This window comes from Vibrio agarivorans (assembly GCF_030409635.1).
Taxonomy (GTDB): Bacteria; Pseudomonadota; Gammaproteobacteria; order Enterobacterales; family Vibrionaceae; genus Vibrio; species Vibrio agarivorans.
In genome coordinates this window covers 54870-70811 of the sequence record NZ_JAUFQF010000002.1, presented here as the reverse complement: position 1 = coordinate 70811, position 15942 = coordinate 54870, and the positions used below count along the sequence as shown (strand labels likewise).

The window sequence follows — 15942 nt, the reverse complement described above, 5'->3', positions numbered from 1 at the left end:
GTATTAAGCGACCTTACTGCTCACCTCAAATCGCCCGACTAACTGCTCAAGACGCTCTAGTGCATTACTCATTAGGGTCACTCGTCGTTCGAGTTGTTGAGTTGAGCCCTGAAGCTCTTGTACAGAGCGCTGCGCTTTATCAGCGGTAGCGCCGTTTTGTGTGCTGTTCTGATCTAATTTAGAGATGGTTTGGAAAAGGTCGGAGACCGCAGCATGCATTTGTTCACTGCGCTCACTGGAATTGACCATCAAGTTTCCGTTACTGACGTTCTCTACTCCTTGCTCCATAGAGACGACCGCTTGACGTGACTTAGTATTGAGCTCTTTCATGATACTGCCAATATGATTGGCTGCTTCGGAAGTTCTATCCGCCAAAGTTCGCACTTCAGACGCTACCACAGAGAATCCGCGTCCGTGTTCGCCAGCACGAGCAGCTTCAATCGCAGCATTGAGTGCCAGCAGGTTGGTTTGTGCAGTGATATCGGTGATGATGTCAATGATGCCAGAGACCTTGTCCATGTCACTGTTGACTTGGTTGACGCTCAGCGCGGAAGTTTCAACTATGCTTCGCACGGTCTCCATTCCTTGTGCTGCTTGTTGATATTCCTGTTCTGCGCTTTCCACCGCTTCTTTCATTACCACATCCATTTGGGTGGCTGAAACATTCGCATTAGTGATTTCATCTTGTTGATGCTGGCTTAGTTCGACCATATTCGTTAGCGATGCAGAGGCCTCTTCACTGGCTGAGCGCATGACTTGGCTGCGTCTAAACATAGATTCAGACACTTGCTTAACCTCACTGCTGGCATGCACCAGTTCACTAATTATACCGTCGAGATTATCGATAAAACTGTTGATCCAACGACCTAAACTCCCTAGCTCGTCACTGCTAAAGCTGCTTGGGTCTAAACGTTGTCTCAGGTTGCCATCACCTTCCGCTAAAGTTTGAATCACCATGGTCATTTGATGCACTTTATTAGCGAGTGGCTTTGCTGAAAACGTGCGAAATAGCAGTAGGCTGATAAACATACACAGCACCATGAGGGCACTCTGTGCTGCAAGGCCTAAGTTAAACCAGTGAGCGATAAATTGGGGAACAAAAAGTGTCGCCGTCATACTGGTTATGAAGTGGGTAGATAGCTTTTGACTTAGGCTACGGTCACGATACACCTCCTCTAAATCAGACTCACACATCATACCGAAGGTGTCAGGAGAGCCCTCTAGCTGAAACGTTAAGCCTTTTCCAATCACAGGAATATGGCGATAGTCGGAATACCCAGGGTATTCAACGAAGAGGTTGCTGCCATTTTTGATAGTCTCGCGGACACCTGGGTGCAATTCATTAGTGGCAGGATCGGTAAAGCGGATCTCAAATTCAGTGTGACGTTGGATTTTCACACTACCCCAGTCGGTGCTGACACCTTGTTTTAGGTTTTCGCCATGAGAAAAGGTGTTGTCTTCAAAGCGTGAGCGTGAAAGGGCAATGCCCGGTTGAATGCTTGGGTCGTGATTAGATTTGACCATGAATAGGTAGTTGTCGCCAGACTCACTGTATATATGCCCTGCCTCACGTTGAATTAGATCGCTGATCACATCATTGGGGATACGACCAACGAGACAGCCTTGTTCGCCGTTGCTTCGGGTAAACGGGACATAAAACATGAGGGTGACTTCATCATGAAATGATGAGCTCGATGCACCGACTTCAAGGCTACGTGGGTCAACGAAAGGACCATGTAAATAACGCTTTTGTTGTCCGTGGGTATGCGCTTTATCATCGACAATCACTTGGCCTATGTGGCGTGAGAATGATGAGTGTAGCGTGGTGCCTTGATGATCGGTAATGAACAGTTCGGAGAAGTCTTGTCCCCGCCTTAATAGCTGTTGCAAGGTTTCTTGGGTTTGATCTTCCCTGCGGCTCGATAGGTAGAGAGCCGCATCCTCAAGAAAGTGCCACTGATTATTAACCCAGGTCTTTAGAAGTTGAACACGCGTATGGGCGATACTATCAAAAGTCTGTTCTAGTTCTTTGGTACGATTTCGATTGAAAAAGCAGGCTTTGCGCATTGCAATTTTTCCGGTTCTACCAAACCATTTTAGCCAATGACGTTCTTGAAGCGTTAAATCCATTATTCTTGTCCGTGTTTCTATAACTATTAATAAGTTAGCAATTATTGAACCACGTCTTAATGGGGTGTTTTTGAGTGCTTTGGGCGTGAAAGCAGATAGGAGTGCATTATTTTGGTGCTAGCGAGCGATTACTTTTGGTGCAATGCACTAAAAGTAATCGCTTGAGATTAAACTAAGTGACTGGTTTTAGGGCTGAATTAATCACCCAATGGCATGGGTTCTTATAATGATTCTGTTGAGAGCAACTATATCCTTCGGCTGCTCAAATCTTGATACAAGATGTGCTGCGGGCCAACAGGTCCGCCTAGATACAACTCACCAGAGTCGATAAACCCACCTTTGAGATAACAGTGTTTTGCCGCGTCATTCTTGCAGTTGACAGTGAGGTAAATCGTATTGAAATCAGGGTAGTGACTTTTGACATATTTGGGCAAGGCATTGACCGCACGCTGGCCAATACCTTGGCCTTGAAATGCCGGGTCTATAACAAACGCCTTTAAACCAAGTGAACGTACGGGCGCAAAATCATTTTGCTCTGAAAAATAGCGGTCGAGCTTGAAAAAGCCAACCACGTCACACTCAATTTTTATCACATGATGGTCAACACCAATGGTTTTGTCTGCCAAAAAAGCGAGGGGAGAACTGGCAAACTGCTCCTGTTCTGTCGTCAATGAAATCTCAAGGATTTTCTCTTGGTATTTGGGCTTCAGTGTATCGAGTTCTATCATACGGTCGCCTCATATTTTAGAAACGGGTAGCGCACACCAGCTTGCGCTAAAATCGCATCCATAACGGCCATATTGCGGATAGTAAACTCGGGAGAAACATTATCGCTGGCACGTTTTCCTGCGTGCAGGCAACGATGGACTTCCATCACTTGATACTCAAACCCATTACTTAGATGAGGGAATGAGAAGCACTGCTCAGAACCGTCTTTGTTTGTCAGTTGCACACTATCCAGTTCCCAGAAATTACTCTTAGCGATGACTTGTCCGTCTGAGCCGACAACACGGAACTCATTGGGTAAGGCTTCTAAGAAAGAGCAGGTAAACTCACTGCGCACATCACCAAAGCTCAGAGTGACAGTGCAGCGTTCATCAACGCCCGTGGCACCCACCAACACGTCAGATTGGATGGTATCGGGTGCTTGTCCCATAACGAAATCAGACATAGCAATATTGTATACACCAGTATCAAGCAGCGCGCCGCCAGCGAGTTCAAGGTTAAATAAGCGGTCATCGACATTGCGCTCTGCTTTGAATCCGAAGGAAGAGTGCATCGAGACAACTTCGCCAATAACACCGTCATTGAGCCACTGTTTGATTTGTTGCCATGCGGGTAAGAAACGCGACCAGAGAGCTTCCATTAAGAAGGCATCATTTTGTTTGGCAATCTCGAATAGGGTTTGGCTTTGAGTGCTATTTACCGTTAGTGGTTTCTCACACAGTACCGCTTTTCCTGATTCAAGTGCTTGTTTAGCTAGCTCAAAATGGAAACGGTGGGGCGTAGCAATGTAAATCGCATCTACATTTGGATCCGCTAAGATAGATTCATAATCGGTGTAACGGTGTGGTATGCCAAACTGGTCTGCGAAGACGGCTAATCGCTCTTTATTGCGACTGGCGACAGCATAGAGCGCACCATCATTGATGGCAGAAAATGCGCCAGCAAAGCGATGAGCGATACGTCCCGGGCCGATGATTCCCCAGCGTATGTTTGGACAAAATGTGACTGACATATGTTTCTCTCAATTATGTTATTTGGCATCACGCCATTAAATTTTGAATTGGATATACCTTACCGCGTTCGATTTGTTGGAAAATCGGTGCTATGTCGGAACTTGGATAAATCACATGCGGCTAGAGTCACAATTCTTATTTTTTAGGCGGAAAGTTATTTCATCAGGAAGGAAGAACGTAGGTTGTGTTTACATGAAGTTACATATTGATACCACTTATCAATTATAAGTGCGCGGCGTGTTCTGTTAATGACATGAGTTGCAGTGCAGAATACCACTAGATTGCACACATACAATAAGAGGCCCACAGTGGTATTAAAGAACCTCGCGATAAAATATAAGTTACTGCTCATGGTATTTGCTGCTGCTTTCCTGCTCATAAGTACCAGTATATTTAACCTTTTTCTACAGAAAGAACAGCAGCTTACAGAGCGATCGGAGAAATTAGAGCACCAAGTAGAAACGGCGATTTCCCTTGTTAATCACTACAAAAATCGCACTGATTTGTCGGTTGAAGAGGCCAAATCACAGGCGTTGGCAAGTCTTGCTGCACTGCGCTACGAAGGAAATAACTACTACTGGATAACAGATACTTCCAACAAGCTAGTGATGCACCCACTGCGCCCGACATCGGTGGGTAATGATATGACGCAAGTGCGTGATGGTGCCGGGCACCACCACTGGCAAGAGATGTCTCAGATTGCTCGAACGAACGGCGCTGGTGGGCTTGACTACACGTGGCTGTCTCCACAAGGCGAGCTTCTCGATAAGATTTCTTACGTGAGCTATGTGCGTGAGTGGGATTGGATTATTGGCTCGGGCTTATTTGTCTCTGACATTGAGCAAGCCTTTGTTCGCAATATCCAAATTCAAGCAACGATCGCTTTGGTTGCGATAGCTTTGTTGTTCTCAGCAAGTTTGATTATTGGTAACAGTATTGTGCAACCAATTAATCAGTTGCTGAATAAGCTAAAACGTATCTCAGAAGGGGATCTCACTCAGTTCGTCGGTTTGAAAAGAGACGATGAAATTGGCCAGTTATCGAAAGGCCTTGCAGCTATGCAATCTACGATGAGAGAAACACTGACACTTTCGCTAGAAACAGCGGAAAAGGCCAGTGCTTTGTCTGAGAGCATTGCCTCAACAAGTGAAGAGACTTCAACGAGCATTGCATCTCAGAATCAGCAATTAGAACAGCTTTCAACAGCAATGACAGAGATGTCGAGCACCATCAAAGACGTAGCGCGCAATGCAGAGCAGACCTCTGAGCGCACTGATCAAGTCTCTCAGGAAGCCTTGTTGGGTCGTGAAAGCATGAACTCGACACTCGGAGCAGTGACCACAATATCGTCGTCGATCACTGAAACATCAGAGCTGATGGCAGAGCTTAAGCAAGGCGTTGATAATATCGGTGCGGTTGTTCAAGTGATCCAAGAAGTTTCAGAGCAAACCAACCTGCTGGCCCTAAATGCGGCAATTGAAGCGGCGAGAGCTGGTGAGCAAGGCCGTGGCTTTGCGGTCGTCGCGGATGAAGTACGAAATCTAGCGAGTCGCACGCAAGCTTCAACCAATGAGGTTCAGCAAACCATCAATGAGCTTTATGACAATGCAGATAAAGTGCTCAACGTGATGGAGAGCAATAATCAAAATATTGATGCGACAACCCAGGTTGCCAATGAAACTAAAGTGACTTTAGATGGCATGATGTCTGAAATGGCTCAAGCTAATAGCATGGTGGCTCAAATTGCTGCAGCGGCAGAGCAGCAAGGTGGTGTTGCAAACGAGATGAGTGAAAATGTCTCAACGATTCACTTGTCTGCAGCAGAAATCAGCCATGCAACAGAGCATCTAGCCAAGCAAACACAAGAGATGGTGAGTGTCGCTGAAGAGCTTAAGCAGCAGTTAACATACTTTAAGATCGGATAAAACGGTCAAAGATGTTTTTTCGATTCAGAGTGATGTTAATGAAATAAGGAGTCACAGAGACTTCTTATTTCATTATAGTGATTTCAGCTTTGGTTTACTACAAAAGTAGTTTATTGAATGAAGGCAATAAAGTAATTAAACGCAATCATATCACTGTTAAAGTCGATAGTCGCACCTTGACCAAGGTTGTGAAACACCAAGTTGGAGGCAAACATTAACGACACAACCCAGTTGTCATCGCTGTATTTGTAGTCAAGAACACCGCCACCAATGCCGATGCTGGCGCTACCGTGTTCAAACGGTTGAACAGGAATACTAATCCCTGCTGATGCCGTATGGTAGTGTTTAAAATCCGAAGCGATTTTCGTATAAAGCTTGCCTGGCTCATTGTACATTAGGCTGCCATGGACACGAAAATCATCTTCCCATTGCTCCTCAATTTCGTTTTCGCCAAAGTGAAAACCCACTCCGACACCGATCTGTTTATTGGCTGCCGCACCGAATGAGACACTCATTAGTACGAGTAGCTGAATTATATATTTCATGTCTGCAGAAAATTTGAGTAAAAAGTGGCGCGAATTTTAATACAAACAACACAGTATAATAAGTGTCAATGTTATCACTTGCATGAATGCGATATAGGTTAACCATTGTGACTTAAGTGAATGATAAAAATGGATTTAGTCTGTTTATTTGATGTGGTGACTGATAGTTATGGCTTACATTTTGAAACACATTAATTAAGTGCCATTGGCATGTCGCAGTGAATTGTAATTAGATTGAAATGATGATCTTAGTTAAATATCAAGTCAACACTTTATGTTAGTGTGAAAATTGAACGTTGAAATGGAGTTGCTGATGTTAGATATCGATCTAGTGACTGAGTTTTTTGGTTGGTGCTCAGTGCTCAATCTAGCACTGCTTGCCTTATCTAGTCTGCTACTCACCACGATGAGATCCGCCATAGTTTCATTTCACAGTCGTGTATCTGCGCTGACAGAGAGTGAACTGAATCAACAATACTTTTGCTATTTAAGTCATTACAAAATACTCACACTTGTACTGAATGTCGTACCTTATCTTGCGCTAAAGATCATTGGTTAAAAATTATAGGTTTTTACCAGGCATTTCTGTTGCCTTTGGTGATAGGGCTTAAAACAGAGCTCGAGCACCACAGACTAAGCTACGCTTAGTTTGTGGTTCAATATGATGAAAAACGCAGCGAGAGAATTGTCGCTGCGTTTTTTGTCTCTATTTCTATGATGCTACTTCACGAGTTTTAACTGTCGCCCAAACACATTGATAAGCGCACCTGTCACAATCAATCCGCCGCCCATATATGTCCAGATAGATGGAATCTCGTTAAACACCCAAACGCCAATCAAAGCTGAAAACACAATCTGAATGTAAGAATAGGCTGAGGCTTGCCCTGCGGCCTGAGTTTGCATCGCCTTAGTCAAACCATATTGACCAATTTGGGTAAATATCCCTATCAGTACCAACATAAAGGTGAGGTAAAGACTTGGCATCACAAAGTCATTCCAAGTTAGAAGGATAGAGGTTGGCAACGCAACTAACGGGAAGTAGAAGATGATAACTGAGCTGTCTTCTGTTCGGCTGAGCTTACGCACGATGATGTAAGCAATTGAGCTTCCCATCGCGCCAAGCAATGCTATGCCAACACTAAAGAGAGGCAAGTCTTCGGCATGATTACCCGCCATGTTCGGCTGAACAATAACAAAAAGGCCAAGTAGGCATAGAGCGATACAAATCAGTGTCGGGAGTTGAATACGCTCTTTAAGGAACAGCAAACCCAGTAAAGCTGTCGAAACAGGGTGAACGTATTGTAAAATAGTCGCTTCAGCCAGCGGCAGAGTAGTGACAGAATAGTACACACACATGAGTGCCATCGTGCCAACAGTTCCGCGTGCTAACAACAGCTTTCGGTTGTTACCCCAGATAGAGATACGCTTTCTTTTCACATCAAGGTAACTCAAAATCAGTGATACTAGTGCCCTTGCAGCGACGATTTCAAAAACAGGGATGCCATGAGTGCTGACATATTTCACACAGGCAGACATCAGGGCAAAGCCCATTGCAGACAGCAGCATGAACTTTACGCCAGTTGGCAGCAGTGAGGTTGGGTTAGAGGTCATAGTTATCTTTAAAGAACCGTTGAGCTAACAGATAGTAAAAGGACAGGTAAAGACCTGCCCTGATAAATTTAGGAGCAGACAAGGCTTAGTTTTAAGAGCCGGGTCTGCCTAAAAGTCCCCCCATAAATGGGGAGGACTTAGAATTTTTTCGGTGCGAAACCTGTCATAACTTCAAGGCGCAACTCTTTACCGAGCTTCGTCATCGGGTGAACCACAACCAAACCACGAACTGATTTTTTCAGTTTGCCCATGTCGGCTTGTTCTTCTTTGGTGATCGCACGCTTGAATGGCATATCAAGCAGACTCTTACGCTCTTTGTTGAGGTCATAACTCTGTTTGTGCTTTAGAGAGTTTGCTTTTTTACTCAGCTTATCAAGGTCATCAGTGAACTTTGTAATCATTTCCTGATCACCACGAGACTTAGCCGCGTCAAGCTTGCGCTGACACGTGTTAATGCGGTTATTAAGGTTCTGTAACTCTTGTTTAATTTTCATCTGTGTTGTCTCGGTGAATCAGAAAAGGGAGGCGAGTCTAGCACAAGCGCTCAAGTTGTACTAATTGTAGACAGGTTGGCGCAAGGTGTAGAAGTGTTTGTAATGTTTAGCTTTCAGAAACGAAAAAGCCTTGCTCAAGAGCAAGGCTTTAAGAAACTGTTTAAACGGTAACTTATAATGGAGTTACGTTAGCAGCTTGAGGACCTTTAGGACCGCTCTCAACGTCAAAAGAAACTTTTTGACCTTCGTTTAGAGTTTTGAAACCGTCAGAAACGATTGAACGGAAGTGTACGAATAGGTCGTCGCCGTTCTCTTGAGAAATAAAACCGAAACCTTTAGTTTCGTTGAACCATTTTACTGTACCAGTAGCTTTAGACATAGGATGTCCCCTTTGTATTTAATTAATGTAATGCGCTGAAGTAGTAATTATTTAGACGACAATAACGAAGGGTAGTACAGGTGTTTACTAAGAAGGAACAACTGGAAAACTAACTATTACGGTATTTCTAAAACAACTCTATTACCAGAGCAAGCGCTACTATACACCAATCTAGACGAATAGATAGTCCTTTATGAACTATCTAGGCACTTAATTGTAACTTTGCCCAAAATGGGCTCTTCTGGCTCACTTTTGAGCAACTTTGAAATGAGTTGTCGCTGTGACAGGGTAAACTCGATGTCTGCGGCGCATATCACGCAGAATCGCACGCTGTATATCTAACCTCTGAAACAATAACAACAAAAGGAGGCTAGCAATGAAAAACCTATTTATCTGCTGTGACGGCACTTGGAATGCAAAGGACAATCGCGACGATGGCGAGCTTGCGCCCACTAACGTACGCAAAATTTTCAATTGTCTGAAACCCGTTCCCAAAGAACAGCTGGTTCACTATCAAGAGGGTGTCGGGACGGGCGGGCTGTTTGATAAAGTTCTCGGTGGCATGGTTGGGGTCGGCTTAAGCGAAGACATTAAAGAGTGTTATCTATGGCTATGTGATAAGTATCAAGCCAAAGATACCATTGCTCTATTGGGTTTTAGCCGCGGTGCATATACCGCTCGCTGTTTAGGTGGCATGATCACGAAGTTGGGCATCGCTGACTTTTCACAAGTGGCGGACGACCAACGAGATGAGTTAGTCGAAACCATTTATCAATATGGCTATCGCAACAAAGACCAGAGCAAAAACCCACGCAAATACCTTGTCGATAAGTTTGGCGTGAAGTTTCATCCGCGTTCAAACAAAGTCGCATTTATTGGTGTGTGGGACACCGTTGGCGCTTTGGGGATCCCAAATGATAAATACCTATTGAATCTGTTCGATATCGTGAGTAAGTACAGCTTTCATGATGTTAAGTTGAGTGAGAATGTACAGGTGGCTCGTCACGCTGTAGCGATAGATGAGAAGCGAGGCAGTTTTTCACCCACCCTGTGGGAGTCCGATAACGGCACTTCTGATATCAAGCAAGTGTGGTTTCCCGGCGTACACAGTGATGTTGGTGGAGGCTATAAAGAGAAAGGGCTATCCGATGGTGCACTTGAGTGGATGATTGATGAGTTGAATGGTGCCATTAAAGCCATCTATTGGGATCAAGCGGTTCTTGACCAGATTGCGCCAAACTATCAAGACGAGTTGCACGATTCCCACCAAGGCTTAATGAAAGTACTCTTGCCCGCCCCACGCTCTATCCCTTTGCTATCACAATCTCAATATCTTAGTGATTCCGCGATTCAACGTATGACAAAACCGCCTATTACCCAAGGTCGATACTTACCGACACTAACACCGACCAAAACATCACCTGTCAGTGTCGATATATATGCACATCAGCCTTACCACTGGACAGGAATTTATCTTGAAAAAGGCAAGCAGTATCGCTTTAGCGCAACAGGCGCATGGAAAGATGCAAAGATTGTCTGCGGTCCAAAAGGGACTAACGATGGCCAATTTCATATCTCGGAGGCACTGCATGTGGTTGGTAGCCTGTTTGGTAAACTAGAGAACGCCTTCAATACTCTGTTTCATCAAGACCAAGACTTCTCCGGCACCAAGCGCCACGAAAACTCTCCTTGGTTCTGTTTGATGGGCACTGTCGCTAATGGCGGTAATCCACAAAAGGATGGTACTCACGCTCCACTCGAGTCATTTGAGATTGGCGATAAAGCACAGTATCAAGTAAAGGGAAATGGAGGCTACCTCTATTGTTACCCTAATGATGCTTGGGGCTTCTATGGTAACAATCGAGGTTATGTGACGCTGAAGGTTGAGGTGGTTTGAGTGTGAAGGGGCTTATGAATCATTAAATTTACACTCTATTGGCTTGTCAGTGGGTTGATTATTAAACTACTCTGATTCTTGGCTAGTATAAATAGTGGCTTATTTATAGTGACTTAACGTACATTAGATTGCACTAGAACAAGGATGATGAATGACGCCTCCGAAGATGCCGTGTAATGAAGCCGAGAGGCTTCACGCTTTAAAGATGCTCGATATTTTGGATACGCCTTACGAGGAGGCGTTTGATCGTGTTACTCGTATGGCAAAGCAAGTGTTTGGCGTGCGCATGGCTCTGGTCAGTTTGATTGATTCAGACAGACAGTGGTTCAAATCCATTCAGGGTCTTGACGCGACAGAGACGCCTCGCGAAATTTCATTCTGTGGTCATGCGATCCTCAACGACGATCTTTTCATTATTCCAGATGCCCGACAAGACCCAAGATTCAGTGATAACCCACTGGTGACAGGAGAGCCTAATATCCGTTTTTATGCCGGTTATCCATTAAAGCTTAGGCCTGGGATAAACATCGGTACATTGTGCCTGATCGACAGTGAGCCAAAAGAACTCAGCAAAGACGAGCGTCAGCTACTTTGTGATCTTGGGGCAATGGTTGAGCATGAGATACACACCTTGCAGGTCGCAACCATCGATGAACTCACTAATATTGCCAACCGCAGGGGCTTGATGTCATGTGGTGAGCAAGCGATTAAACTGTGTAAACGCAGCAAGATTGATAGCTCAGTGTTGCTTTTCGACTTAAACAAGTTCAAAGCGATCAATGATACCTATGGGCATGCAGAGGGCGATTTTGTGCTGCAAACTTTTGCACAACAGCTGGTTCAAACCTTTAGGGAATCAGACATTGTTGCCCGGTGGGGTGGTGATGAATTTGCAGTTTTTCTTACCGATTCAAACCCTGATATCGTCCAATTCAGTATCTCGCGTTTTAGTGACAATATTGCTCGAATAAACCAAGAGCTTGGTAAACCCTACTGCATTGAGTATAGCCTCGGCATCAGTCATTTTAAGCATGATAGTGCAGCCACTCTAGAAGAGCGGATTGAGAAGGCCGATTGTGAAATGTATAAAGATAAGTGTCCAAGGTGAGGCGGTTTTTCTAGGCCAGGAGATTGGTTTAGTCATCTGAACAAAGTCTAGCCGCAGGATGAGCCCCTCTAGATAAGCCATATTGACGATATTGCCATTAAACCAATCTATATAAAGACGAATCCATTCAAAGAGTATCTACCGCAGCCAGAACACTAATGCCACAAGTTGTACATAAAACATTCATAGAAGTCATTTACCATCACGATTCACGGGCATCTGGCTCATGCATACAAACTAAGCGTGTCATAAGAGGGCGAGAAGCCACGTGCAATCAATTAGTGACAATGAAGTGGTGAATCATCCACTTTGAGCGGCATCAAGGAAGCAATCGGCAATGAACAATTCACATTCTATTGAAGTTAAACGTTACATGGAGAGTCAGTACTCTGTCCCTCCGGCATACATTGATAATATGAAATCAGCACCACTGAAAGGCTTTCCAAATCAATATGCTGTTCTCGTCGAGGCATTCGACAAAGAGTGGAGCCTGTTGATTGACACAAGTAAGCCGAATATCAGAATTACTGAAGTAGGCTAGCCTATGAGCTTCACGCGTGACACTCGATAACTAATGAGGCAAAAAAGAGTGAATAACGGCAGCTGCATTGTCTTGAGCAAGTTCACTTCCGATAATTTCAGGCCAGTGCTGTCGCTGGTTAGCCAGTTCTCCTGTAAGTCCTTTCTTGCTACCCCACCAGATACCCGTTTTAAAAGTATCTTCATTGAGCAGAACATCGACATAACGCTGCGCTCCAACATCGACAGAATGCGCTCTGCCTATGAACTGCATAACTCGCATTGTGGCATTGGTCGCCCACTTCTGATACCAAGGGAAGTCATCCGCTCCAGAAGTACCCACGGCCATGCCGGGATCAACTGTGATAAATCTCATGTCTGAATGCTTGCGCGCCATGCTCATCGTCCACAATGCCCCCATCAGTTTTACGGAGCCATAGTGGTCTGTGTATGACGTGTTGGTGGTAAACTTTTCACCATTAACGACGGTTCGCCACTCTTCAACTGAACCCTCGGTGATCGGTGGTTTTTTCGACCCCAACTCAGGCGCGCCTCTCGCGGCAAAACTTGCAACATACATGACAGAGCCATTCTTAGATAACTTACCGTTGCGCATCAGAAGCTCAGTTAAGTGGATGTTACCTAGAACATTTACAGCAAAGGTAAAAATGACGCCATCTTTTGTCAGTTTAGTCGGTTCAGAGCCGCCGGCCCCTCCGGCATTCAATACAATGCCATCGACTCTGGTATTGAGGTTTTCAGCCGCTTTTTGGCATGACTCTAAATCGCTAACATCAACGATTAATATCTCGAACACCTTTTTGCCAGTTAACTCTTCCAACCGTTGACGAGCCTCTTCTGCGCGAGCTTGGTTACGGCACGCTAAAATGACTTTGGAAACGCCTTTCTGCAGAGCGAACTTTCGTGCGGCCTCAAATCCAAGTCCTGAATTAGCGCCTGTAATGAGAATTGAAGAGTAAGTCATATTAAAACCCCAGTAATGAGAGATAAAAGAATGACAAGAGCCTGTTCACCCAAGCCTTGCATTACGTTTTAAGTGATTCAATATGGTTACTTTAGTCATTTGAACTGAGATTAGATAGGCGATATTCTCTCTAAAATATGCCTATTTGTATCAGGTTTGGTGATTTTGTTTAGTTCAGTCAGTGGTCTGTAAAGAGTGCTTTGTGGCTACTAGTGCAAACTTATTTATGCCCCAAGACGAGTTACGGCCGCGTAATGCACCAACGGAAGTGAGCCGATTTTCCCTATTACAGCTAATGGCAAAGCCTTCAAAGAGGAGGCCAAATTTAATGATCCACTACAAATCGTCAGTGCACAAATTTGCCTCAGTTAAATTATCGCTGGGGCATGCTTTGACTGAGCAATTAGGTATTAGCTAAATTGATCTCTTTTAAAATTACCTACCTCCCAGTTGGTGAGATTGCTGCTAGCTCATTTCAACCCCATGGCTTCGCTTAAGATACTTGCTAAAGGTTCGAGATCTTGATGCACCCCTGCAATATTTGCCTCTATCCAATCATGTTGACTGAGTGCTGGCCAGTGTATTTCATACCCAAGCGTGAACAGAAGCTCTTCAAAAAAGAATCGCAACGCACGACCGTTACCGTCTCTGAAGGGGTGAAGTAAATTGAGTTCACAGAAGAGGCTTGCTAACTTTTCTATTAATTCATCTGTCGAAGTGGGGTTGCTTAATGCGGGGATTTTAGAAAACAGTTTCGCAGCTTCTGGCTCAATTCGACCAAAGAGGCAAAAAAGAGTATCGCGCTTGGCGATGTTTATATCTCTAACTTCTCCTGCCCAGGAGTAAACGTCCCGAAACAAATGAAAATGCAAATTTTTTAAGTGGGAGAAATCTAGCTGGTTAAGCTTTGTGACCTTACTCTGGTAGCAAAGATACCGTTCTGTGGTGAGCGATATCTCGATATTTTGTAATTCTTCTGCATCTCGTATATTTAAACTGTTTTTTAATACCCCCGAACCCTGATAGGTATATATATCGTCATTTACTTTTACATTGGAATTTGATTTTGTTGAAACAACAGCAGAATGGCCGTTAGCTTCAGTGACTAAACCTTCGTAACTAAGACTAGTTTTGTAGTTGACTAGACGTGGCTTGAATATTCTTTTCTGGGATGAAGAACTGGCGACAGACGGCATATCGATGGTACCTTGTTATTTTTATCAAGAGCTTGAATATTAAAGCACGCTGATGTCATGACTCTATTTGAAAGTTTCGCGTAGCTTTTAGTCGTTACTGAGCGACGACTTCTCATAGCCAATCAGAACACTGCCTGGGAACACAAGTTGAAGCATTGCCACTAATGAATGTATACCCTAATGGTTTTGTCTTTACTTCTTGTGAGATAAGGACTTTCTCTGCGTGGGTACTGGCTTCATTAAGTAACCCCGCAGCAGGCTGAACTGTCAAGGAGCTGGGCTTTGTTGCGTAATTCGGACAGGAAACCAAACCGCCTGAATTGAGTAATTCCTATACAACATACTGAGTTTCAGGCATACCAAGCCCTGTAAGCTTGTTCAACGCTTTGATCATAGCGTAAGTCTCACCAACCTGAGCGTTGTAATTCCTTAGGCTTAGTTTCCCACCTAACAACTGTTTTACCCGATACATTGCTGTCTCTGAGAGCGAGCGCTTATGATAATCATACCGCTTTTTCTACTTCTTGTTAGAGCCGTAGAGCTTCTGGCAACCTACTGCTAAGTTGCGAGGATGTCCTCGTTCCCAGAAGGCAGCCCTTTCTCGTGGCGGAATGAGCGGAACAGCTCGCTTGATCCGTATGGCATCATGGCAATTCCTTGTGTCATAAGCACCATCGCCGGATATCTCAATGATTTTACGACGTGTCTGCTTAAGCAAGTTAGGAAGTACTTCCGCATCGGTTACGTTAGATAAGCTCAGCTCTGCTGCGACTATTTCGTGGGTGCTAGTATCTACTGCGATATGCAGCTTACGCCAAACCCTACGCTTGCCGTCAGTACCATGCTTCATGACCTTCCATTCACCTTCGCCATAAACCTTGAGGCCAGTGGCATCAATGGCTAGGTGTTGTATCGCACCTCTGGTTTTAGTTTTAAATGAAACCTCAACTTCCTTAGCTCGACGGCTTATACAGGTGTAGTGGGGACAAACTAGCGGGATGTTAGCCAGCTTAAATACAGAGTCTAGAAATCCTTGCAGTGCTCTCAACGGCATAGAGAATATGCGTTTCACCATCAGTGCAGTAGTAATGGCTAAGTCGCTGAATTGGCGAGGTCTGCCGCGCTTGCCTTGTTTGTTTTGCTTCCACTCGGCTATCGCTTCCTCATCAATCCAAAAGGTCAGAGAACCACGGTTTATTAAGGCTTTGTTGTACTGCGTCCAGTTAGTTGTTTTGTAACGAGGTTTAGGCATGAGGCTAGGACAATTAATGGGTGTAGCCGATCAGATCGTAGCTTCTTGATTTAGTTCCATCGATTTAAGCAACAAAGCCGTTCTTCTTCGCCACGTTTGATCTCAGCTAGTGCAACTTCAATACTCGCCATTCTTGTAGATTTGGCAAAAATACAATAATCA

At 44.5% G+C, this 15942-nt stretch carries 14 protein-coding genes and 1 pseudogene; 5 read left to right on the top strand and 10 right to left on the bottom strand.

What is annotated here, in order from left to right; translation table 11 throughout:
• Positions 1-3: 3 nt before the first annotated feature.
• The 3 genes from QWZ05_RS05855 to QWZ05_RS05845 form a co-directional block, all read right to left on the bottom strand.
• Complete coding sequence (locus QWZ05_RS05855) at positions 4-2130, bottom strand: methyl-accepting chemotaxis protein (protein WP_290297216.1); 2127 nt, start codon at positions 2128-2130, stop codon at positions 4-6.
• 245 nt (positions 2131-2375) lie between these two features.
• Positions 2376-2858: a GNAT family N-acetyltransferase gene (locus QWZ05_RS05850; protein ID WP_290297215.1), complete on the bottom strand. Its 483-nt coding sequence runs from the start codon at positions 2856-2858 to the stop codon at positions 2376-2378.
• Complete coding sequence (locus QWZ05_RS05845) at positions 2855-3868, bottom strand: Gfo/Idh/MocA family protein (RefSeq protein WP_290297213.1); 1014 nt, start codon at positions 3866-3868, stop codon at positions 2855-2857. The genes QWZ05_RS05850 and QWZ05_RS05845 overlap by 4 nt, the downstream gene beginning before the upstream one ends.
• A gap of 309 nt (positions 3869-4177) precedes the next feature.
• Here QWZ05_RS05845 and QWZ05_RS05840 point away from each other — a divergent pair, with 309 nt between their 5' ends.
• A complete protein-coding gene (locus QWZ05_RS05840; RefSeq protein ID WP_290297211.1) occupies positions 4178-5794 on the top strand; it encodes a methyl-accepting chemotaxis protein in 1617 nt (538 codons plus the stop codon).
• A gap of 110 nt (positions 5795-5904) precedes the next feature.
• Here the strand turns inward: QWZ05_RS05840 and QWZ05_RS05835 are convergent, their stop codons facing one another.
• The gene (locus QWZ05_RS05835; protein ID WP_290297209.1) at positions 5905-6339 is read right to left on the bottom strand and encodes a hypothetical protein; all 435 of its coding nucleotides are present in this window, start codon (positions 6337-6339) and stop codon (positions 5905-5907) included.
• 313 nt (positions 6340-6652) lie between these two features.
• Here QWZ05_RS05835 and QWZ05_RS05830 point away from each other — a divergent pair, with 313 nt between their 5' ends.
• A complete protein-coding gene (locus QWZ05_RS05830; RefSeq protein WP_290297208.1) occupies positions 6653-6898 on the top strand; it encodes a DUF6868 family protein in 246 nt (81 codons plus the stop codon).
• Positions 6899-7059: 161 nt separating this feature from the next.
• On the opposite strand, the gene QWZ05_RS05825 is transcribed toward QWZ05_RS05830, so the two are convergent.
• The 3 genes from QWZ05_RS05825 to cspE form a co-directional block, all read right to left on the bottom strand.
• The gene (locus tag QWZ05_RS05825) at positions 7060-7950 is read right to left on the bottom strand and encodes a DMT family transporter (protein ID WP_264875981.1); all 891 of its coding nucleotides are present in this window, start codon (positions 7948-7950) and stop codon (positions 7060-7062) included.
• A gap of 137 nt (positions 7951-8087) precedes the next feature.
• A complete protein-coding gene (locus QWZ05_RS05820; RefSeq protein ID WP_264875980.1) occupies positions 8088-8444 on the bottom strand; it encodes a YibL family ribosome-associated protein in 357 nt (118 codons plus the stop codon).
• A gap of 172 nt (positions 8445-8616) precedes the next feature.
• Complete coding sequence (cspE, locus tag QWZ05_RS05815; protein WP_264875979.1) at positions 8617-8823, bottom strand: transcription antiterminator/RNA stability regulator CspE; 207 nt, start codon at positions 8821-8823, stop codon at positions 8617-8619.
• Positions 8824-9199: 376 nt separating this feature from the next.
• Between cspE and QWZ05_RS05810 the strand changes: the two genes are divergently transcribed.
• The 3 genes from QWZ05_RS05810 to QWZ05_RS05800 all read left to right on the top strand — a co-directional run bounded on the left by QWZ05_RS05810 (position 9200) and on the right by QWZ05_RS05800 (position 12369).
• Positions 9200-10720 carry a T6SS phospholipase effector Tle1-like catalytic domain-containing protein gene (locus QWZ05_RS05810; RefSeq protein ID WP_290297205.1) on the top strand — a complete coding sequence of 507 codons (1521 nt, stop codon included), beginning with the start codon at positions 9200-9202 and terminating at the stop codon, positions 10718-10720.
• A gap of 151 nt (positions 10721-10871) precedes the next feature.
• A complete protein-coding gene (locus QWZ05_RS05805; protein ID WP_264875977.1) occupies positions 10872-11828 on the top strand; it encodes a sensor domain-containing diguanylate cyclase in 957 nt (318 codons plus the stop codon).
• A gap of 337 nt (positions 11829-12165) precedes the next feature.
• The gene (locus tag QWZ05_RS05800; RefSeq protein WP_264875976.1) at positions 12166-12369 is read left to right on the top strand and encodes a hypothetical protein; all 204 of its coding nucleotides are present in this window, start codon (positions 12166-12168) and stop codon (positions 12367-12369) included.
• Positions 12370-12399: 30 nt separating this feature from the next.
• Here the strand turns inward: QWZ05_RS05800 and QWZ05_RS05795 are convergent, their stop codons facing one another.
• The 3 genes and pseudogenes from QWZ05_RS05795 to QWZ05_RS05785 all read right to left on the bottom strand — a co-directional run bounded on the left by QWZ05_RS05795 (position 12400) and on the right by QWZ05_RS05785 (position 15780).
• Positions 12400-13332 carry an SDR family NAD(P)-dependent oxidoreductase gene (locus tag QWZ05_RS05795; protein WP_290297202.1) on the bottom strand — a complete coding sequence of 311 codons (933 nt, stop codon included), beginning with the start codon at positions 13330-13332 and terminating at the stop codon, positions 12400-12402.
• A 470-nt stretch (positions 13333-13802) separates the two neighbouring features.
• Entirely contained in the window at positions 13803-14528 is a 726-nt protein-coding gene (locus QWZ05_RS05790; protein WP_290297200.1) for a Fic/DOC family protein, read from the bottom strand.
• Between the two features lie 331 nt (positions 14529-14859).
• A pseudogene (locus tag QWZ05_RS05785) lies at positions 14860-15780 on the bottom strand (IS5 family transposase).
• Positions 15781-15942 lie beyond the last annotated feature (162 nt).

Coding starts and splice junctions, on each gene's coding strand:
- QWZ05_RS05855 (WP_290297216.1), bottom strand. CDS start 2,130: ATGGATTTAACGCTTCAAGAACGTCATTGGCTAAAATGGTTTGGTAGA.
- QWZ05_RS05850 (WP_290297215.1), bottom strand. CDS start 2,858: ATGATAGAACTCGATACACTGAAGCCCAAATACCAAGAGAAAATCCTT.
- QWZ05_RS05845 (WP_290297213.1), bottom strand. CDS start 3,868: ATGTCAGTCACATTTTGTCCAAACATACGCTGGGGAATCATCGGCCCG.
- QWZ05_RS05835 (WP_290297209.1), bottom strand. CDS start 6,339: ATGAAATATATAATTCAGCTACTCGTACTAATGAGTGTCTCATTCGGT.
- QWZ05_RS05830 (WP_290297208.1), top strand. CDS start 6,653: ATGTTAGATATCGATCTAGTGACTGAGTTTTTTGGTTGGTGCTCAGTG.
- QWZ05_RS05825 (WP_264875981.1), bottom strand. CDS start 7,950: ATGACCTCTAACCCAACCTCACTGCTGCCAACTGGCGTAAAGTTCATG.
- QWZ05_RS05820 (WP_264875980.1), bottom strand. CDS start 8,444: ATGAAAATTAAACAAGAGTTACAGAACCTTAATAACCGCATTAACACG.
- cspE (WP_264875979.1), bottom strand. CDS start 8,823: ATGTCTAAAGCTACTGGTACAGTAAAATGGTTCAACGAAACTAAAGGT.
- QWZ05_RS05810 (WP_290297205.1), top strand. CDS start 9,200: ATGAAAAACCTATTTATCTGCTGTGACGGCACTTGGAATGCAAAGGAC.
- QWZ05_RS05805 (WP_264875977.1), top strand. CDS start 10,872: ATGACGCCTCCGAAGATGCCGTGTAATGAAGCCGAGAGGCTTCACGCT.
- QWZ05_RS05800 (WP_264875976.1), top strand. CDS start 12,166: ATGAACAATTCACATTCTATTGAAGTTAAACGTTACATGGAGAGTCAG.
- QWZ05_RS05795 (WP_290297202.1), bottom strand. CDS start 13,332: ATGACTTACTCTTCAATTCTCATTACAGGCGCTAATTCAGGACTTGGA.
- QWZ05_RS05790 (WP_290297200.1), bottom strand. CDS start 14,528: ATGCCGTCTGTCGCCAGTTCTTCATCCCAGAAAAGAATATTCAAGCCA.